Source organism: Marinomonas mediterranea MMB-1 (assembly GCF_000192865.1).
In the GTDB taxonomy this organism is placed as follows: domain Bacteria; phylum Pseudomonadota; class Gammaproteobacteria; order Pseudomonadales; family Marinomonadaceae; genus Marinomonas; species Marinomonas mediterranea.
Genome location: NC_015276.1, coordinates 4415281 through 4435590 on the forward strand (window position 1 = coordinate 4415281; position 20310 = coordinate 4435590).

14 protein-coding genes, 1 tRNA gene and 1 rRNA gene are annotated in these 20310 nt (G+C 44.1%); 2 read left to right on the forward strand and 14 right to left on the reverse strand.

The genetic code is table 11. The features are described 5' to 3' along the window. Positions 1-209: 209 nt before the first annotated feature. From MARME_RS20100 to MARME_RS20120, 5 genes are all read right to left on the reverse strand, one after another. Positions 210-1748 (reverse strand): 16S ribosomal RNA (locus tag MARME_RS20100). Positions 1749-2229: 481 nt separating this feature from the next. After that, positions 2230-3033, reverse strand: a complete 804-nt coding sequence (locus tag MARME_RS20105) for an ABC transporter permease (protein ID WP_013663110.1) — start codon at positions 3031-3033, stop codon at positions 2230-2232. Continuing rightward, positions 3030-3917: an ABC transporter permease gene (locus MARME_RS20110; RefSeq protein WP_013663111.1), complete on the reverse strand. Its 888-nt coding sequence runs from the start codon at positions 3915-3917 to the stop codon at positions 3030-3032. The genes MARME_RS20105 and MARME_RS20110 overlap by 4 nt, the downstream gene beginning before the upstream one ends. Further along, a complete protein-coding gene (locus MARME_RS20115; RefSeq protein WP_013663112.1) occupies positions 3910-4992 on the reverse strand; it encodes an ABC transporter ATP-binding protein in 1083 nt (360 codons plus the stop codon). Before MARME_RS20115 ends, MARME_RS20110 begins: the two co-directional genes overlap by 8 nt. A 126-nt stretch (positions 4993-5118) precedes the next feature. Beyond that, a complete protein-coding gene (locus tag MARME_RS20120; protein ID WP_013663113.1) occupies positions 5119-6231 on the reverse strand; it encodes an extracellular solute-binding protein in 1113 nt (370 codons plus the stop codon). Between the two features lie 329 nt (positions 6232-6560). Between MARME_RS20120 and MARME_RS20125 the strand changes: the two genes are divergently transcribed. After that, a complete protein-coding gene (locus MARME_RS20125) occupies positions 6561-8540 on the forward strand; it encodes a methyl-accepting chemotaxis protein (RefSeq protein WP_013663114.1) in 1980 nt (659 codons plus the stop codon). A gap of 101 nt (positions 8541-8641) precedes the next feature. On the opposite strand, the gene serA is transcribed toward MARME_RS20125, so the two are convergent. Next, positions 8642-9871, reverse strand: a complete 1230-nt coding sequence (gene serA, locus MARME_RS20130; protein ID WP_013663115.1) for a phosphoglycerate dehydrogenase — start codon at positions 9869-9871, stop codon at positions 8642-8644. A 221-nt stretch (positions 9872-10092) separates the two neighbouring features. Here serA and MARME_RS20135 point away from each other — a divergent pair, with 221 nt between their 5' ends. Beyond that, positions 10093-10647 (forward strand): hypothetical protein, encoded by a 555-nt coding sequence (locus tag MARME_RS20135; protein WP_013663116.1) that lies wholly within the window; start codon positions 10093-10095, stop codon positions 10645-10647. Positions 10648-10733: 86 nt separating this feature from the next. Here MARME_RS20135 and trmA read toward each other — a convergent pair whose 3' ends face one another. The 8 genes from trmA to MARME_RS20175 all read right to left on the reverse strand — a co-directional run bounded on the left by trmA (position 10734) and on the right by MARME_RS20175 (position 20283). Then, the gene (gene trmA, locus MARME_RS20140) at positions 10734-11828 is read right to left on the reverse strand and encodes a tRNA (uridine(54)-C5)-methyltransferase TrmA (RefSeq protein WP_013663117.1); all 1095 of its coding nucleotides are present in this window, start codon (positions 11826-11828) and stop codon (positions 10734-10736) included. A gap of 116 nt (positions 11829-11944) precedes the next feature. Continuing rightward, a complete protein-coding gene (locus MARME_RS20145) occupies positions 11945-12910 on the reverse strand; it encodes a hypothetical protein (protein ID WP_013663118.1) in 966 nt (321 codons plus the stop codon). Positions 12911-12914: 4 nt separating this feature from the next. Continuing rightward, complete coding sequence (gene mtnN / locus MARME_RS20150; RefSeq protein ID WP_013663119.1) at positions 12915-13610, reverse strand: 5'-methylthioadenosine/S-adenosylhomocysteine nucleosidase; 696 nt, start codon at positions 13608-13610, stop codon at positions 12915-12917. 5 nt (positions 13611-13615) lie between these two features. Further along, on the reverse strand, positions 13616-16213 hold the full coding sequence (locus MARME_RS20155; protein WP_013663120.1) for a nitrogen regulation protein NR(II): 2598 nt from the start codon (positions 16211-16213) through the stop codon (positions 13616-13618). A gap of 36 nt (positions 16214-16249) precedes the next feature. Further along, positions 16250-17368 carry a type 1 periplasmic-binding domain-containing protein gene (locus MARME_RS20160; RefSeq protein WP_013663121.1) on the reverse strand — a complete coding sequence of 373 codons (1119 nt, stop codon included), beginning with the start codon at positions 17366-17368 and terminating at the stop codon, positions 16250-16252. 114 nt (positions 17369-17482) lie between these two features. After that, positions 17483-17567, reverse strand: a tRNA-Leu gene (locus tag MARME_RS20165). Positions 17568-17664: 97 nt separating this feature from the next. Continuing rightward, positions 17665-18732, reverse strand: coding sequence for a class II fructose-bisphosphate aldolase (fba, locus tag MARME_RS20170; protein ID WP_013663122.1), 1068 nt, complete (start codon positions 18730-18732; stop codon positions 17665-17667). A 393-nt stretch (positions 18733-19125) separates the two neighbouring features. Continuing rightward, positions 19126-20283 carry a phosphoglycerate kinase gene (locus MARME_RS20175; RefSeq protein ID WP_013663123.1) on the reverse strand — a complete coding sequence of 386 codons (1158 nt, stop codon included), beginning with the start codon at positions 20281-20283 and terminating at the stop codon, positions 19126-19128. Between the last annotated feature and the right edge of the window lie 27 nt (positions 20284-20310).

The window sequence follows — 20310 nt, forward strand, 5'->3', positions numbered from 1 at the left end:
CGGTTTGACGCTTGATTATCGTCTATTTCAAAAAGTCATATTGTTAAAGAGCAAGTTTAGTGCAAAGCACTAAGTCAGATGCTTGATGAGTAAATCAGTCAAACTTCTTGCTTAGAACTCTGTTCTAAAACACTTTTAAGATAGGTTGCTATGAGAACTCATAGCCATCAGATAATTTGTGTGAACGCTCACCAGAGCTTCTTATCGTTTAAGGAGGTGATCCAGCCCCAGGTTCCCCTAGGGCTACCTTGTTACGACTTCACCCCAGTCATTGACCACTCCGTGGTAACCGCCATCCCGAAGGTTAAGCTAGCTACTTCTGGAGCAATCAACTCCCATGGTGTGACGGGCGGTGTGTACAAGGCCCGGGAACGTATTCACCGTGGCATTCTGATCCACGATTACTAGCGATTCCGACTTCATGGAGTCGAGTTGCAGACTCCAATCCGGACTACGACGCACTTTTTGGGATTTGCTTACTTTCGCAAGTTCGCCGCCCTCTGTATGCGCCATTGTAGCACGTGTGTAGCCCTACTCGTAAGGGCCATGATGACTTGACGTCGTCCCCACCTTCCTCCGGTTTGTCACCGGCAGTCTCCTTAGAGTTCTCAGCATCACCTGCTAGCAAATAAGGATAAGGGTTGCGCTCGTTACGGGACTTAACCCAACATTTCACAACACGAGCTGACGACAGCCATGCAGCACCTGTCTCAGAGTTCCCGAAGGCACCAAAGCATCTCTGCTAAGTTCTCTGGATGTCAAGAGTAGGTAAGGTTCTTCGCGTTGCTTCGAATTAAACCACATGCTCCACCGCTTGTGCGGGCCCCCGTCAATTCATTTGAGTTTTAACCTTGCGGCCGTACTCCCCAGGCGGTCTACTTATCGCGTTAGCTGCGCCACTAATCTAAAATCGACCAACGGCTAGTAGACATCGTTTACGGCGTGGACTACCAGGGTATCTAATCCTGTTTGCTCCCCACGCTTTCGCACCTCAGTGTCAGTATCAGTCCAGGATGTCGCCTTCGCCACTGATGTTCCTTCCTATATCTACGCATTTCACCGCTACACAGGAAATTCCACATCCCTCTACCGTACTCTAGCCTGCCAGTATCAGGTGCAATTCCAAGGTTGAGCCCTGGGCTTTCACATCTGACTTAACAAACCACCTACGCGCGCTTTACGCCCAGTAATTCCGATTAACGCTTGCACCCTCTGTATTACCGCGGCTGCTGGCACAGAGTTAGCCGGTGCTTCTTCTGAAGCTAACGTCAAAGTACTTGAGTATTAATCAAGCACCCTTCCTCACTTCTGAAAGTGCTTTACAACCCTAAGGCCTTCTTCACACACGCGGCATGGCTGGATCAGGGTTGCCCCCATTGTCCAATATTCCCCACTGCTGCCTCCCGTAGGAGTCTGGGCCGTGTCTCAGTCCCAGTGTGGCTGATCATCCTCTCAGACCAGCTAGAGATCGTCGCCTTGGTAGGCCTTTACCCCACCAACTAGCTAATCTCACGCAGGCTCATCTAATAGCGGAAGGTCCGAAGATCCCCTCCTTTCCCCAAAAGGGCGTATGCGGTATTAGCATGCGTTTCCACATGTTGTCCCCCTCTACTAGGCAGATTCCTACGCGTTACTCACCCGTCCGCCGCTCGACGCCTGATAGCAAGCTATCATCGTTTCCGCTCGACTTGCATGTGTTAAGCCTGCCGCCAGCGTTCAATCTGAGCCATGATCAAACTCTTCAGTTAAAAGAATTTGCTCTAACTCATGAATAACGTCTGACTTTAACTATTGCCTTCCAACCTAAGCTGAAAGACCGTAAAGCGAATTGACGTGTTCACTCATCAAAGACTTTAATTTTTTAGAAGTCTCCAGCGAGCGCCCACACAAATTATCTGATTATCTATTTTAAAGAGCGTACTGACTGGATCATCTTAAGAAGTGTTCTTCTTAGTGTGTCACTCGTTGTTCTGAGTGGCTCTCCGTGTCAGTGGGTGCGTATATTACCTTCCAGATTTTTTTACGCAAGTACTTTTTTAAACTTTTAATAAAAAAGTCATTCATCCGTAATATTCTTGTCCGTGGGCAGTAGTTTTAGTTCAACATTTGTACAAAAGCAAACGAAAGCAAATAAAAAGCGCCTTTTTAGGCGCTTTTTTGAACAGCTTGCTACTTTCAAACAAATAGCACTTCTCTTATTACTACTTTAATAACGATAGCATTCTTAAACTAAGCGCGATTTCGAGCTTCCGCCTCGCGTCGACGCTTTATTTCATAAACAACGGCCAGCACGACTGTAAGTAAAATCATAACTAGACCCAAAGCATTGACTGCCGGTGTAAGCCCCGTTCTTACTTTCGACGCAATATACACAGTTAACGTCGTATCGTACCCTTTCACAAACAAGGTCGTATTGTAGTTCTCGAACGATTGAAGAAACGCAATGGCTGCAGCAGAAAATATCGCTGGTTTTAAGTAAGGCAATAAAATGCGTCTAAAGGCTTGCCACTGCGTAGCACCTAGACTCAAAGCTGCGTTTTCCAATGTTCGATCGAACCGTTGAAGCCGCGCAAGGACCATCAACATAACGTAAGCCGCGATAAATGTCGTTTGTGCAATAACCGTAAGAACAATACCACCACTTACAGACAAGCCTTTCCAAAAGATCAGCGTTGAAATACCAACGATAACCCCAGGCGTAAGTAAAGGAGACATCATTAACGAGTAAATGAACGTCTTGCCTTTCCCTTGTACGGTAGACAAGAAAAGTGCACAACATACTCCGATCGGAACGGCCACAATTAGAACACCAGCAGCAACAATGACACTGTTCAATAATGCGGCCCACATACCACCATCTTGAGCCAATGCTTCAAACCACTTCAGCGTAAAACCTCGCCAAGGAGATACCGTCGGGAATCGGCTGTCATTAAAAGTCGCCAGACCCATTACAATCAGAGGGGTAAATAAGTATAAAAAGAAGAAGCCGATATAAAAACGCACGGCATATTTAAAGAGGGTTTCCGATTTCATCGTGCAATGTCCCCCAATCCGACTTTAAACACTTTCATTACTAAACCAATAAAGCTGATACAAATAATAAGTAATAAGAAGGCATACGCTGCACCTTGGTTCCAATCGCCGCCCTCAAAGAACCAGTTATAGATAATCTGAGTAAACCAACGACTGCCAGGAGAGCCCAGCAAAGCGGGAACCGCATAGCTACCAGCCGCCAACATGAAGGTCATAATGCACCCAGTCGCAATACCTGGTTTAGCATGAGGAATGATTACTCGATAGTGAGTACGAATCCAGCCCGCTCCTAAACTACGTGCCGCCTTTACTTGGTTTGTGTCCAGACTTTCAATTGCGTTATAGATAGGAAAAATCATAAATAGAATGTAGGCATACACCATACCTATCATGACACCGCCATCACCCGATAAAAAACGAATTGGACGATTAATCAATCCCAAACCAAGAAGCAACGCATTCAATGGGCCTTTATAAGCCAGAATAATGTACCAAGAAAATGTACGCAGAATTTCATTGATCCAAAAAGGAATAATCAGAAGCAACAAACAAAGCGCAGCTTGTCTCGGCGTCGCAACCTTTGCCAAATAGAACGCAAGAGGATAACTGACAACCAAAGTGAGAAACGTGACCAACACACTCGACCAAATTGTTTTAAAGAAGATGGTCATATGAATGCCATTATTAAATAGCGTTTCATAATTCGTTAATGAGTAAACATCCTTCTCGCTGCCCACTTCGGCAGGCAAGAGATTTGGACGGAAGGAATAATCCACCATTAGGAGTTGTGGCAAAATCACCATGCCAATCAGCCATATTGCGATAAGCGCAACTATACCAACTGACAAAGGTCCGCCGAAGCGATCTTTGAGCTGGTTATACATGGTCTGCCTCTCCTGCGATAACAACCGCGTCCTGACTACTAAAAGACAACTGTAATTCGTGTCCATGAGAGAAATCTTCAGAATATTGGTTCGCTCCCATCTGCACAGAGATTGCCTTCTGAGTTGACAAAATAGAGTTCAATGTTAGATATGAACCTTCGAAATTCACTTCATCAATTTTCGCAGCTAAGTGATTATTGCCTTCTCCATTTAGATGCAACTGTTCAGGGCGAACAAACAACGTAGCTCGACTTCCATTTTCAAGAACAGACTGACATCGACCGGATAATGGACCAAGTTCACCCGCATCAATAGTGGCAGTGGTTCCATCAGAACTTAATACGGTACCAGTAATGCCATTATTCTCGCCGACAAACGACGCCACAAATGCAGTTTTTGGATCGCGGTACAATGTAATAGGGTCAGCAACCTGTTGCAGTTTACCTGCCGACATTACTGCGACGCGGTCAGACATCGTCAATGCTTCACCCTGATCGTGAGTAATATAGATAAAGGTGATGCCTGTTTTTCTTTGAATCTCTTTAAGCTCCGTTCTCATATGCTGACGCAGCTTAAGATCCAATGCTGATAAAGGTTCGTCTAACAACAATACTTGCGGCTCAACAGCCAAAGCACGCGCGATGGCAATACGCTGCTTCTGACCTCCTGAAAGCTCAGATACCTTTTTAGTTCCACTTCCTTCTAGAGCAACTAACTCAAGTAGGCGATCCGAGGTTTTCTTTCGCTCAGCTTTAGAGACACCTCGAACTTCAAGCCCAAACTCAATATTTTCAGCAACGGTCATTAATGGGAACAAAGCAAGATTCTGAAAAATCATTGACGTTGGACGCTTGTTGGCTGGTACGCCACGCATGTCATTACCACCGATGCGAACAACACCTTGAGTCGGGTCAAGAAACCCACTAATCATATTAAGAATTGTCGTCTTGCCACAGCCGGAGGGACCTAAAAAGCTAAAAAACTCACCTGACTCTATTTTAAGGTCTGTTTTCTGAACCGCTGTAAAATCACCGAATTGCATTACAACGTTATCTAAATGAACACTACTGTCCATGAGGCCTCTCGAATATATATTTGATATGAAAATTTGGGATTATCTTAAAAGTAATTAACAAAGCATATGAAACGCGAAATGCCCGCGGAACGAATTCAGCGGGCATTTAGTTTTACTATCAAGTGCTTATGCAGATAAGTAACGGTCTTGATACTCGTTACGTAGCGCCACATACCATGGTTCTTGGATAGGCCACCACCATAGGTTAGCAAGGTCTTGCTCAGTGTAAGAATCTTTGAAGAACTGCTTAGTTGCTTCAGGTAGTAAGTCCGCAGCCCCCTTGGCTGTAGAATTGTAACCTGTTGCCTTAACAAACATCGCACCCGCTTCCGGTGTGTAATACCAGTTAATGAACTCATAAACAGAATCCACGTTATTCGCATTTTTAGGAATAACAAAACCTTCCATCCATGCTAGAGCACCTTCTTTAGGCGCTCCGAATGCAACTGGCTCACCTTCTTGCCCCAACTTAAATGCAGTGCTATCCCAAGTCTGGCCAATGATCGCGCCGTTAGCACGGAATGCGCCTTGCGCTTCATTCTCAGTCGACCAGAATTGAGCAATTGCAGATTTGTTCTCTACAGCGACTTTTAGAATCACATCGAAGTTAGCACGCATGGCTGTTTCGTTTTTGTAAGACTCTAAAAGTGGGTAAGGAAGTTTGCCTGCTTTTTCTAACCAAAGACCAATGCCCACTAAAGCAGAATGGCCACGAACGGTTACGCCACCTGAATTTTCTGGTTTCCAAAGGTCACCGTAACTCAGGTTTTTAGGATCAACATCCGCGTACTCTGTGTTATACGCAATGGCTTCCGTACCCCAGTCTGAAGGTGCAAAGTAACGTTTACCGTCAATCACACCACCCACTTCAGAACCAGCGATAGCGCTGTCTAGACAACCATCCCAATTGATACGTGTAGTATCCAAAGGTTGTACCAAGTCATAATCAAGGTAACCAGGCACACGGTCAACTGTTGGCATGATAATATCGAAGCCTGTACCGTCAGTAGCTCGAAGCGAGTTCATTAGCTCATCATTCGTTCCATACGGAGTGAATGTCGCATTGATACCTGTCTTCGCTTTAAAGTCCGCTAGCATTTCATCTGTAATGTAGCCGGCCCAAGCATAGATACGTAACTCTTTGTTAGCAGCAATGGCTTTATTTATAGAGAAAGGCGCCGCTGCAACCGCACCAGCAGCGGATGCACCTTTAACAAATTGACGACGAGACAGAGTCATCTTAAACACTCCCGATTCGATCTGATTAATTGAACTAATGTATTGAAGCTATTTAACAGAACAATCATTTAGCTCCAGCGTAGCTATAGATATTAACTTTAATGATTGATCACAGTACATAGAAAGTATGACACTTTTATGACTATTTAGTTATATGAAGATACGCGCTCAATAACAAAAACTAATAACAAGCTCTTATTAAGTTCTCTTTCAGACACTGAAACATTACCGTCACAATTATTTAATACCTTTGTTCTCGATTTGTAACACTACGTAAATAACGTAAGTGATATACGTTACGAAGCGTTAAAAACTAAGAGATTAATAATTTGAAAATTGCACATGTAACTCGAGTAACCACCTTTAGCTACGTCGCAATCGCGTTGGTTTTAGTAGGCCTCCTACTTTGGAGCCTACTTAAGTTCCGCGACGCGTTTGATCAAAATGAAGCATATACTAAAGTATGGGAAGCCTCGGCCATCACGCTGAAGCAAAAAATTGAGAGTTATTTGGCAACTGGTGAAGCATCAGAGCTACAAGCTTCTGAGCACTACATTACGGACAATATCCACCCTCTGCTAAATACCTTACCTCAGGATATTCAAACTCCAATCCAGTCAAGCCTAGATACGGTATTGAACACGCTACAAACAGATGTTCGAGCGGCAGGAAAGCTTTCCGGCAACCCTTTTGCCCTAATTGAAAACAACGAACGTCAGATGATTCTATCTATGGATTACTTACATGCCTCCATTGAGAAATACATCGATCAACACCCTATTGAAAAAGTACAAGGCTACCTGCGCTCTCAAGGCGAGATTTATGTCTCCCTTACGGATTTAAGTATCGCAAAAACCACTTATCTCAACGCACCAACAAGCGCCAACAAGCAATTACTTATCGAAGCAAACAATCAACTTATTCAAGCCGTAGAGCACTTTTCTGAGCTTCCAGTTCTCGCAACAGGTAACGCTGATGAAGAAAGTGGCGGTGACGACCTTGCTGCTTTGATGGGTTGGGGGGAAGAAGAAAGTACTGACGCCACCAGCCTAGAGGACCCACTTGAAGAAACAAAAAGTGAGCTTTTGACTTGGTCGAAGCGTTATTTAAAAGATGTTGAAAGCAGTCAAAACACCGTCAACCAAGTCGCTAAAACGCAAGATCTGATTCGCAAGCAGATTCGTAAATTGGAAGATGCACTCGCGGCGGGAGTAAGTACGATACAACTGTCGGCTCAAAAAACGCAGCAACACACTATTATCGCCTTTAGTGTTTTCGTGATTATCATGCTTGCTACCACCATTCTGACTCACTTATTCCAAAGCAAAGTCGTGGTTAACAGCGCTAAAAACCTCTATAACGCAGTAAAATCACTAACCGAAGATGAAAATACGACGTCTTTGAAACAACCAAAGCGCCACAATGAACTTGCGGATGTAACTCGCTATCTAAACAAATATTTAGAGCAAATTGAACAACAAAAATCCACACGAGAAGTAGAACTAAGAAATATATCAACGTCATTGAACGAAATGCTGCATGCCTTTGGTAAAGTTCACGAAACCAGCTTATCTACTCGCCAAGCCTTAGATGAAACAATGGAGCTTACCGCTCAAGTTGATGTCTTAGCGAGCAAGGCAGAGGTTAGAGCAAAAGAGGTTGAGAGCTACGCAAAAGATACCAGCTCCTCTATGGAACAAAGTAGAAAGCAAGCCCACCTTCTAGCAGAGGCCAACAACACGACGGTATCACGCCTGCAGACCAGTAAAGGCGCTTTGATGAGCCTAGAGTCATCCGTTTCCAATGCGAACTCGATAGTGACAGGCATTCGTGACATATCCGAGCAAACTAACTTACTGGCTTTGAATGCTGCCATTGAAGCTGCACGAGCAGGTGAACACGGCAGAGGGTTCGCTGTTGTCGCGTCTGAAGTACGAAGCCTTTCTAGTCGTACCCAACAATCCTTGGAAGAGATTACAGCGATATTCAGCAGCCTAACGACCTCAACAGACTCCCTCAGAAAAAATCTAGATTTGATTGAATCTGCTACGAGTGAGCAACGCGGATTAACGACCGACCTAGGTCACTCAGCAGAAGAAGTGCTTGAGAAGTCACAACAATCATCACGCTTATCACAGAAAGCAACAGGGTACGCTGCGGACCAAAAACTGGGTATGAATTCGTTAAACACCTCAGTCGAAAAAATTCGAACTCAGGCGGAAGAGTCGGAACAGTTCCTTTCCAATATGGCAAACCAGATCAAACAAAAAATTAGCGATATTACCTCCACCTTAGGTATACAGAGCTAAAAGGTATACCGGGCTAACGCTAAGCGCTGAAAAAATAGTCAGACATAAAAAAACCAGCCTCAGCTGGTTTTTTTATGTCATTTTTAAACGACCAAGTATGATTAGAACAATACGCGTGCGCGAATCGTGCCATCTACTTCTTTTACTTTTTCAAGAGCAAGTTCGCCCATCTCTGCGTCTACATCCATTACCATGTAGCCCAAAGATTCCGTCGTACGTAAGTACTGACCAGAAATATTAATATTATTGTCTGAAAATACAGAGTTGATTTTAGACAATACGCCAGGACGGTTTTCATGAATATGAAGAATACGATGCATATCAGCTTGCGCAGGCAAAGCCACTTCTGGGAAGTTCACAGCTGCAATCGTCGTACCCACATCGGAGAATTGAATTAGTTTTTCTGCGACTTCTACACCAATGTTTTCCTGAGCTTCCATTGTCGAACCACCGACATGAGGCGTCAAAATCACATTGTCTAACCCACGAAGCGGAGAAACGAATTCTTCTGTGTTGCTCTTAGGCTCAACAGGGAATACATCGACAGCAGCGCCCCTTAGTTTGCCCGCTTTGATCGACTCAGCAACCGCATCTAGGTTTGCAACCGTTCCGCGTGATGCATTGATGAAGATTGCCCCTTCTTTCATTTGAGAGACTTCTTTTTCACCAATCATCATTTTGGTCGAAACCGTTTCAGGAACATGCAAGCTGATCACGTCGCTTGTGGACAAAAGCTCTTTCAGCGATTTTACCTGACGAGCGTTACCCAGTGGTAACTTAGTAACGATGTCATAAAAACACACTTCCATACCCAACGACTCAGCAAGCACAGAAAGCTGCGTACCAATGCTACCGTAACCGATAATACCCAAACGCTTACCGCGCGTTTCGTAGGAACCCACCGCAGACTTCATCCATCCACCACGATGACAGATTGCATTTTTCTCAGGCACACCACGCAACAACAAGATCAGCTGACCGATCACAAGCTCTGCAACACTGCGAGTATTTGAGTAAGGCGCATTGAAAACAGCAACACCTTTGGCAGACGCTGCTTCTAGGTCAACCTGATTAGTACCAATACAGAAGCAACCAATAGCAGCCAGTTTATTAGCATGCTCAAGAACTTTTGCAGTAAGTTGAGTACGAGAACGGATACCAATAAAATGCGCTTCCGAAATTTTTTCGATTAGCTCATCTTCAGCAAGCGCTGTTTTATGATATTCAATGTTTTGGTAACCAGCCGCATTTAAAGCATCCAGTGCTGACTGATGCACGCCTTCCAATAACAAAATTTTAATTTTTGCTTTGTCTAATGAGGTATTGCTCATAGCTTTTCTGACTTCTCTATGGTGGTGGGGACAAATTATGCGCGTTATGATACCACAACATGAAAATTTGTCGTATTTACGACATATGAATGTTTAGAAATATGATATGAATTCTCCGCAAGACACATTAATTTACACGTTTCGTGCGCAATTTAACTAGCGAAGTCATAAAAAACGCCCTAGAATGACTATTATTTGATCAACAAAGGCACAGGTGCGTTATGACTATCGACGCAATCTCAAATCAAGCAATCTCTCCTGTCGCGTCACCTACGTCTGCGCCTGCGATTTCAGAGACATCAATTGACAGCGATAGTCCCTTACAATCCTCACCAGATGTACAGGTTGCCATCTCAGACACCGGAAGACAACTCGCCTTAGAGACTCAACAGCGCACAACGGTTGCCGAATCCAATGAAACCGACTCGTCACAGGCACAGAGCGAACAACGAGATTTAGCTGAAACCAACCAGGCTGAGCTTAGAGAGGTCTCACAACCAACAAACTCAGCCGTTGAGTCCACACAAACGCCGATAGAAAGGGACAAAGCAGAAATTGCTGAACAAGTTGTCGCAGCGCCTCCACCTCAGCAAAACGAGTCTAGCGAAACAGAGGAAGTGGACGATGCCGATACGACCCAAACACTGGCTTCTCCTAATGCTGGAAGCCAATCTGCTGACCCTGCTGCCAACTCTACTCAGAGCGCCAGCGTCGTAACGCAGTATAATATTAGCCCTGAAGCAGCTTTAGGTCAGACAATCAGCGTTAACGCTTAAGACGCTCAAAACTATTCGCCTCTACTTCTAATAAAATACTACCTGCACTTGGAGGCCGTAGCGAATAGTTATTGGTTATAACGAAACTAGCGTCGCTCCAAAAATACACCCGCCTCTACGTGATGAGTATATGGAAACTGGTCGAATAGCGCGAAACGCGTTACGTCATGAGTAGAACTAAGTGCTTGCATGTTATTTTTTAGCGTCTCAGGGTTGCAAGAAATGTATAGAATTTTATCGACTTTTCGAACGAGTTCTACAGTAGCGTCATCCAACCCCGCACGCGGTGGATCCACAAGCACAACGGATGGCGATAGATTGGCCATTCCAGCTTGAACCAAGGCTTTAGGTAATTCACCCTCTCCATTCAGAGCGGCGGAAACATCCTCACTGGCCATTTTTACAACTTGCACGTTCTTCATGCCGTTCATCGCGATATTTAATGACGCAGAATTTACTGAGACCTTGGCGATTTCCGTACCAATGACCTGATCAAAGCGGCGCGCCAGAGGAATAGAGAAGTTACCGTTACCACAGTACATTTCAAGCAAGTCACCGGAGCAACCTTGTGTTACGTCCATAGCCCACTCAAGCATTTTTTCACTGATGCCTGCATTCGGTTGGGTAAAGCTGTTTTCCACTTGTTGATAATGATATTTCTGACCATTCACCGTCAACGTTTCCATTACGAAATCGCGCGTTAGAACCTTTTTCTTCTTACGGCTTCGCCCGATAAAGTGGCATGCTGGAAAAGACTTATTGAGCTCTTTTGCGGCGTCTTCCCATTCATCATCAATAGGTTTGTGATACAACAGACTGATTAGAGCCTCACCCGTCTGAGTCGTTAAAAAGTCCACCTGAAACAACTTATGTCGCAATATAGGTACATGTCGTACCGCTTCAAGCAAAGCGGGCATCAACTCGTTAATGAGCTTTGATGCCACCGGAAACTGATCGACTCGAATCGGCGTTCTCGGGTCCTTAGAATCAAACATGGCGTAGTACATGTCATCGCCATCATGCCAAACTCTAAATTCTGCACGCATTCGATAATGTGTTTCAGCGCTTTTATATACATTAAGCTCGGGCATAGAAAATTCGGCCATTAAGGCTTTAAGAGCATCTACTTTCTCATCTAACTGCTGCTCATAGAGCTCAGGCTGAATTTGGTCAGGTCTCATGGTATCACTCAAATATGCGGTTACTGGTATTTAAACTGAGGCATTATACGAATTTCGTTGATCTATTGCGATCTGTTCGCCCATAGAAAAGGAATATTCTGAGCACTAACGAATGCTTATAGGTACTCTTCACCAAGCAAGACTTCCAAAGACAAAGTCAGTGAAGCGGATCCCTTAAAATCATCGTCCTCAGGGTGAGTCATCTGCGGCTTTACTCGGCCAATTAGCCAGTTTTTATATAAAAGCTTCTGATATTCTACATAATAGAGGTAAGAATCGAGCTCGGGATCTTGCCCCCCAGATTGCAAAAAGCTCAGTTGATAGCGAACTTTGGATTTTTCGTTCAGTGATTGGTTTACATAGATATCCTGACGAAAATAGGTCGTCTCTTTCCTTAACCAAGATACACCAAGGTCAAAACCCGTTCGAGTCTCTCCTATGAAAGGCGTCGATATACCGAATTTATAAGCGGCACCTTCACCTTTGGAATAATAACTAAACGCGGATTGGTTTTGAGCCCAATCAAAACGCCCCAGACGGCCTGATTGATAAAACCGTATTCTAGCAAACGGGTCCAACGGAAAATCCAGCAAGACCCCTGCATCAATATCTGCATTCCATTCACGCTTAACATAACGTATCGCCGCGGAAACCTGAGTATCAATCGCCGAATCCGTGACAGATCGGTCTTGCGAGGATTCACCAGTTTGGTTCGTTTGTGTAAGCGTATCTGCATCGGATTCAATCACTAACTTTAAGCGATCTTTTGTATTCGGTAACCGGAGACGCGTCTGAAAATCAAAAAAACCCGTTGTGCTCTCTTCGCCGATAATAGGGCCGAACCTAAAACTGACATAGCTCTGACTTTGCGCTCGACTTTCATGACCAGAAAAGAACGCATCCAATCCATTAGACCACTGCCCAATAGTTTGAGAGACACTTTCATGAGTACTGTTCAACCAAAATGTATCGTCACTCTTAGTAGGGGAGACATTATCTTCGGCCGCAACGATGCCAGAGAGAACACTGGCACCTAAAACAGAAAAACAAAAGGCAATATTTCGGTTAAGACATCTACTCACAGAGTTACAACTCTTTAATCATTTCACGGATCATTCTAGACGAGTTTTCCGCCGCCACTTTTAAATACTCTTCAAAGCTTGCAGGAGATTCTTTGTCTGCGACATCAGACAACGAACGCACAACGACAAAAGGAGTTTCAAATTTGTAGCATACCTGCGCAACAGCAGCGGCCTCCATTTCAACCGCGATCATGGTTGGAAAAGCTTCCCTCGCTTGTGCAACGCGACCTGCTTCACACATGAAAACATCGCCCGATCCAATTAATCCTATTTTCGCCTTCACTTTTCCAAGTGTCTCAACTGCATTTACAGCGCAGGTCTTAAGTTGAGCATCCGCCTCATAAGTCGCAGGGAGGTTTGGCACCTGACCTAACTCGTAACCAAATACGGTTACGTCAACATCATGATGTACTACATCACTCGAAATCACGACGTCGCCCACTTCAAGGTCTGGACCGAAGCCGCCAGCAGAACCAATATTGATAACCTTGTCTGGAGCATAATTATTCAACAACAATGTCGTAGACAATGCGGCATTTACTTTGCCAATTCCAGATTTCTGCAGAACAACATCAACGCCATCCAACTTCCCAACAAAAAACTCACAGCCTGCGACACTCTCTTGTTGAATGTCCGTCATCCACTCTTTTATAACGGCTACTTCTTCATCCATTGCGCCAATTAGGCCAATTTTACTCACTGAATTTATCTCCTATTTTTTAACTTTTTTAGTCGTGTGATGAGCCGACCTATTTTTATATCGGTGTATGGTACTTGCATTTCGCTTAGTATCACAGGTTTTGGCAAATGAGGTTGAGGTGTAATCGTGACCCACTTGTTATTCGGGTAGTTTTTACAAAGCGTCTTCAATGTATCAACCTCAACAGGTTCTAACAAAATAATACGCACTTTATCACGATACATTACGAGCGCCTCTACATCCTCAATGCTGGCAACCCAATGAGAAGCGACTTTCAGCTTCTCTAACTCTGTTTGCCAAACAGCCTGCGTCACTCTCGACCCACCCACAAGATAGCACTCGTCTTCATGCGTTTGCATAAACTCCGACTGAAGAGGGTTAATCGGTGGTCTAAGCAAGCAACGTTCAACGGCTTTAAACACGTTATAATCAAACAGCGTCCCAGTTAAATTTGGGTATCGCTCAAGCATACTATTTGATAGGTACACTTGCTTCCCAATATTTACAATCGGCAAATCAGTCCGGTTATATTGAGTCTGAAGCACTTCAACAAAATTTTTATCATTTTCAACAACCGCATGATGACCGATCAACAACGCATCAATATTGCTGTCTACTCTGCGCTGCAATTTAAAAAATGATTCCGCGCTTTCAAAGTCAATTAATTTAACATTAAGCTTAGTCGAAATATTACGAATAACGCGCTCAGTATCTGCATCAAAGTCAACGATGGCTAATGTTAAGTCCGCTGGTAAAGGCTTATGCCCACCACTTCTAGACTGAATATTGACCGGGATATTGACTGACAATGTTTTGTGACGAGATGTTTTTACTTCTCCTCTCATTGCCTCAGCGAGCTTTTGAGTCATCCATGGATAAAGAGCACGTGCATTGGCTCCATCATTTAAACTGACCTGAAGCCGATCGGAACTAAAGCGGAACGACACTTTTTTAGCGTCTTTCTTGCTATCCGCCGCCATCAATAAAAATAAACGAATTAGATTACACATATCTCGATTCCAATAGCCTTGGATATGCGCATGCGCTAACGGGCAATCAATTTCAACGCCCAACGTCTCTAAGCCGACAAGCAAGCTCTCAATGTAAGTACATTCTTGCTCAACCAATTCACCAAAAGGTCGAGTTTCCATAACCTCTTCTGGCTCTTCTCGGATCTCCTTAAACGTTCCCAATAATGCAGTAAGCCAAAAGCGAATATCATACTCACTGTATTCATGATGCGAGGCAAGGTGCATCAGCTCTTCCAACAATATATTGATATCTAATTGAGGACGATTAATCGCAAGCGCAGGTTGAAGCTGTTCTAACTGCCATGACAAACGCCTTTCGTGTGTCACATTTTTGCCTATCATAACAATGCCACGATAGGAGCTTTCATTAAAAAAGGGAATAAGCTGCCATTCGTATATCGTATCAATAGAGGGTATTTCCATCGGAAAGCTTACCCACAACTCTCCTTTTAACGCTTTCTGTATCGGCTGATGGCAATCTAAAGGCGTGAAGTCAAAGATCGTTTTTGCATTCTCGTACTCAGGAAAAATACGCTTTGCCTCTTTGTTCATGCTTTCTATTCCAGCAAGCTCATCACAAAAAATGATTGCACAATGCGTTGATTCAAGTAAAAGCTGAAAGCGGCGATCTAATGCAGAGTACTCGGCTTGACTAACATTAATCCTAGAAACAGTCGCCTGAAACTCTGTAAAGGTATTCTGCGCATCACCACTGTAGTATGGCAAGCGATCAAGTTGATCAAAAATCACTCTTTGTACTAGAGCACGCACGACCATATAAACGAATAAGAAAAGCGCGAAGCTAACGCCAAATAATTTAGCAATACGCTTTACCAAATCATTCGAGGGCGCTTCCGTATTCGTTAACTGGACGCGATAGTGGGTCCCCCGGACAGGCAAGTCTAGGTCGGCACTGACCACAGCTTGCTCAGGGTAAAGAATGAACTCCGGCGTGGACTCATCTAACAGCTTATTGCCTTTCTCATCCAAAATAACAATATTATCGGCATCAGCCGTCTTTAATAATTCACTGGCTAACGTTAAGTTGCTGTTTAATGAAATGAAACCATACAAATAACCAAGGCTATTAGCATTCGCTCTTGCAAGCTTCTTTTTATAGATAAAAAAAGTTGCGCCATCCTGAGTTTTTACTGTCGCCCAGTCATTTGTGCGACTCACTCCAATTAACTCTTCGATTTTTTCTGTCGTATAAAGACGCGCTCTTGGGTCAGCCAATACCCTACCGTCAGAATGCTGTATTAAAAAGAAGTCCAAGCCACCGAAAAAAAGAATATCGTGCTGTGCAAACAAGAGATCAAGTTCTTCTCCCTTCTTGGGGTTACCAAGCTGCATCTGTAAACTTAGATAGCCGACTTCAAACTCAGCCCTATCGAGATACGATACAAAGCTTTGTCGTACACGCTCAAGACGTTCATGCAATGCGTCGTGTGCTTCTCTCTTTAATCCCTGCTGCATATAGAAATACGTCACACCGGTCGTTGCAACAGCGAAGACAGCGCACAATACAAACAAACGGGATAGAAACAGCTTTCTTAAACTTAGTTTTACCATGACGTTAGCGACACATTCCTGTCATTTCATTTAGCCTCATTCCTGCTGCCATAATAATGATGCGTATTGATACGCTTGTTGAAACATTAAATTTGCACTTTCTGAGTCCATATCTTGTGTTAGAAGCGACGTCTGAGCAATGTATATTTTAGGAACAAGATCGAAATTCAGTTCATTCTTGAGTGCCTCAGCAAGCGCTATGGCAAGATTATCTTGCATCGGTAAAACAATCACAGAGACATACCCCTGCTCTAACCACTCAATTTCATGAGCGTCTTTTCCCCAACTATTTGTCGTTACAATCGCTTGAGGATTATGTCTAATTGCCTCAACAATGCCCCGAGACATGTTCTCCGTACACCCAAATATAAAATAAGGTGCAGGCATTCCCTTAAGCAAATACGCAGCCGCCTTTTCTGCTTCAGCGACCGTATTCTCAACCTCTAAAGACTGACGGACCCGAATACCGCGTTTCTGCAATGCGTCAAAGAAATAATCGCACTTCAATTGAGCCAATGCATTTCCTTGAACCGTCAAAGCGTCGATCATTGCGCCATCAGGGACTTGACGAGCAAGATAGCTTGCAAGCTGATCCATTGATTTATTTTCATCGACTCCCAAGTAAAGCAAAGGGGAATGATTTAACCAGCTTTTTATCGGCGTAACGACATTTCTAAGTATGACTTTTGGAGACTTCGTTTTTAATGCGCGCTCAATCAAAGGCAAAAAAGTCGGAGATAATTGGTCAAACACAAGATAGTCTGCTGTTATCGCATCACTGCCATAAAAATGCTCGCTAAGCAGAACGCCCTCCAACGGGGGTACTGGGAAAAGTTCAAGGCGATAATTAATGCGAAGCTCCTGAAGGCGCTTCTTAAAGCTGTATAGGAACGTTCTGTTTTCTATATCGTCAAGCGGTGATGAAACCACCAAGACAATTCGAATAGGCTTTGATTGATTAATTACAATAGGCGAAGGAGGAGAGCTAGCTCGCGTAGAAAATTGATCGGATAGAACTTTCTCAGCAGGAAACTGATTAAAAAAGTCTTCCGTACTCACCAGATATGAATTTAGGTTCCCACTCACCCCAATGCTCGATAGTAGCAAAATACACAGTGAAACAAGAGCTTTAACAGGGTGAAAGGCTTTCAGCATTGATAGATCCATTAAACGCACTAAAAGTACATTCTAACCTTATCGCTGAGGAAAAATAATCTGAGATAAAAAAAAGACATAAAAAAAGCCGACATATAGTCAGCTTTTTAAATATGGTGCGGAAGGAGAGACTCGAACTCTCACGCCGTGAAGCACTGGAACCTAAATCCAGCGTGTCTACCAATTCCACCACTCCCGCTTGGAATGGCGAGCATTATAGGTGAACCAGTTTATGGGTCAACCTTTTTTTTCATTATTTTGAAAAAAATGCTCGCTACTCGTGTTTTAACGCTCGTTTAGAACTTGCGGCCTTGGCTGTATTTACCTTGCTCATAAAGCACAGCCATTTCTTCTAGGTCAATTGGAGTAATGCGTGACGCTTGCCCAGCACAACCAAATGCCTCATAGCGATCAATACAAACCGCTTTCATCGCTTTGATGCTTTCTGTCAAATACTTACGTGGGTCAAAGTTACCTTTGTGCTCAGCTAAGCTACGACGAATTGCACCTGTTGCAGCCAAACGCAAATCGGTGTCGATATTCACCTTACGTACACCAAAGCGAATCGCTTTCACGATTTCTTCTACTGGTACGCCGTACGTTTCTGGAATTTCGCCGCCATACTCATTGATAACCGACAGCCAATCTTGTGGAACTGACGACGACCCATGCAACACAATATGTGTGTTCGGCAGTTTCTCTGCAATCGTACTAATACGATCAATATCCAGAATGTCACCTGTTGGCGGACGTGTAAACTTGTAAACACCATGACTAGTACCGATCGCCACAGCTAACGCATCAACGCCTGTCGCTTCCACGAACTCTTTCGCTTCATCAGGATCTGTCAGCATTTGTGCATGAGACAATATACCTTCTGCACCAACACCATCTTCTTCACCCGCTTGACCCGTTTCAAGGGAACCAAGACAGCCAAGTTCACCTTCAACAGAAACACCACAAGCGTGTGCGAACTCAACCGTTCTTCGTGTCACATCAATGTTATATTCGTAGCTAGCCGGCGTTTTTCCGTCTGCCATAAGAGAGCCATCCATCATAACTGATGAAAAGCCCAATTGAATTGAACGTTGACATATTGCAGGTGACGTCCCGTGATCCTGGTGCATGACTACCGGGATATGCGGAAAATCTTCGATTGCCGCAGCAATTAAATGACGCAAAAAATGCGACCCTGCATATTTACGCGCACCAGCAGAAGCTTGCATGATGACAGGTGAATTTACCTCATCTGCGGCTTCCATGATGGCTTTAACCTGCTCCATGTTGTTCACATTGAATGCAGGCAATCCGTAACTGTGTTCTGCTGCATGATCTAGCAGCTGACGCATACTAATTAAAGGCATAAAGGTTTCCTCTGACAATAAGTGCTTCTACTGTTAAAGCAGAAACTGAGTTAATTTCAACTCTCTGGTTTTTTAATGCATGTGCATGTGTGTCACATGTGGCTTACGCCTTATAATTGTCATGTCTATCTTTAAGTAGACTCGGTCACTCTCTCTGGAATCTTGCTTGTATCAAACAGATACCGTTTATTATTTTCATTCTTTAACCATTGCATTCAACACTTAATATCGAACTCAATACTTAAAGAGTGTGACTCGGCTTTACGCCTTTTTCTAATTTTTTTGAGGTACTTAGGCATAACCTGAGTACCTCACGCAATCTAAGTTGCTTTTATTTCTTACGCGACATTAAGTCTATTTGCGAATACACGCAAGCATAGCACGCTATCGGTATTATGCGCGAGATTCTAACATAGCAACCGCAGGAAGTACTTTCCCTTCGACAAATTCAAGGAACGCGCCTCCCCCTGTAGAAATATAGGAGACTTGCTCTGCAATGTCATACTTGTCGACTGCTGCTAACGTATCACCGCCGCCCGCGATAGAGAACCCTTCGCTTTTAGCAATCGCCAATGAAAGCGTCTTGGTACCTTCGCCAAACTGATCGAATTCAAACACACCAACGGGCCCATTCCAGATAATGGTTTTCGAGTCTTCCAGCAACGCAGACAATGTTGCAGCGGCCTTAGGACCAATGTCCAAAATCATGTCATCTGGACCTACATCCGCCGCACTTTTAACAACCGCTTGCGCCGTTGCGGAAAACTCTGTTGCCACTACAACATCTTCAGGCAACGGAATATTCGTTTTTTCCATTAACGCTTTTGCTTGCGGGATCAGACCTTCTTCATACAAGGACTTACCAACTGGAAACCCTGCTGCCGCTAAGAAAGTATTCGCGATACCGCCACCAACAATAAGCTGATCAACTTTATCAGACAACGACTCTAAAACAGTCAGTTTTGTTGATACTTTTGAACCACCGACAATAGCTGCCATTGGGCGAGCTGGCGTCGCTAGTGCTTTTTCTAATGCATCCAATTCAGCGGCTAGCAATGGGCCAGCACAGGCGACTGGTGCAAATTTTGCCACGCCATGCGTTGAAGCTTGGGCTCTATGCGCAGTACCAAAAGCGTCCATCACGTAAACATCGCAAAGCGCCGCCATTTTCTTCGCAAGCGCTTCATCGTCTTTCTTCTCACCTTTGTTGAATCGAACATTTTCAACAATAATAAGCTGTCCTGCTTCAACATCAACGCCGTCTAGCCAGTCTTTAACTAATGGCACTTCTTGCCCAAGCAACCCACCTAAATGATCGGCAACAGGCTGCATGGAAAACTCTTGCGCATATTCACCTTCAGTTGGGCGCCCAAGGTGAGACATAACGATGACTTTTGCATTCGCTTCTAAGGCCGCTTTGATCGTAGGCAGTGCCGCACGAATACGCGCATCACTGGTCACTTTGCCTTCTTTTACAGGTACGTTTAGGTCTTCACGAATCAGAACTCGCTTATTTTCCAAGTCCAAATCAGTCATTTTAATTACGGTCATGCACGATTCCTCGTCGTTTTAAAATTC

Excerpts from the sequence above, each read along its gene's own strand:
- MARME_RS20105 (WP_013663110.1), bottom strand. The coding sequence starts at position 3,033 with ATGAAATCGGAAACCCTCTTTAAATATGCCGTGCGTTTTTATATCGGC.
- MARME_RS20110 (WP_013663111.1), bottom strand. The coding sequence starts at position 3,917 with ATGTATAACCAGCTCAAAGATCGCTTCGGCGGACCTTTGTCAGTTGGT.
- MARME_RS20115 (WP_013663112.1), bottom strand. The coding sequence starts at position 4,992 with ATGGACAGTAGTGTTCATTTAGATAACGTTGTAATGCAATTCGGTGAT.
- MARME_RS20120 (WP_013663113.1), bottom strand. The coding sequence starts at position 6,231 with ATGACTCTGTCTCGTCGTCAATTTGTTAAAGGTGCATCCGCTGCTGGT.
- serA (WP_013663115.1), bottom strand. The coding sequence starts at position 9,871 with ATGAGCAATACCTCATTAGACAAAGCAAAAATTAAAATTTTGTTATTG.
- MARME_RS20135 (WP_013663116.1), top strand. The coding sequence starts at position 10,093 with ATGACTATCGACGCAATCTCAAATCAAGCAATCTCTCCTGTCGCGTCA.
- trmA (WP_013663117.1), bottom strand. The coding sequence starts at position 11,828 with ATGAGACCTGACCAAATTCAGCCTGAGCTCTATGAGCAGCAGTTAGAT.
- MARME_RS20155 (WP_013663120.1), bottom strand. The coding sequence starts at position 16,213 with ATGGTAAAACTAAGTTTAAGAAAGCTGTTTCTATCCCGTTTGTTTGTA.
- MARME_RS20160 (WP_013663121.1), bottom strand. The coding sequence starts at position 17,368 with ATGCTGAAAGCCTTTCACCCTGTTAAAGCTCTTGTTTCACTGTGTATT.
- fba (WP_013663122.1), bottom strand. The coding sequence starts at position 18,732 with ATGCCTTTAATTAGTATGCGTCAGCTGCTAGATCATGCAGCAGAACAC.
- MARME_RS20175 (WP_013663123.1), bottom strand. The coding sequence starts at position 20,283 with ATGACCGTAATTAAAATGACTGATTTGGACTTGGAAAATAAGCGAGTT.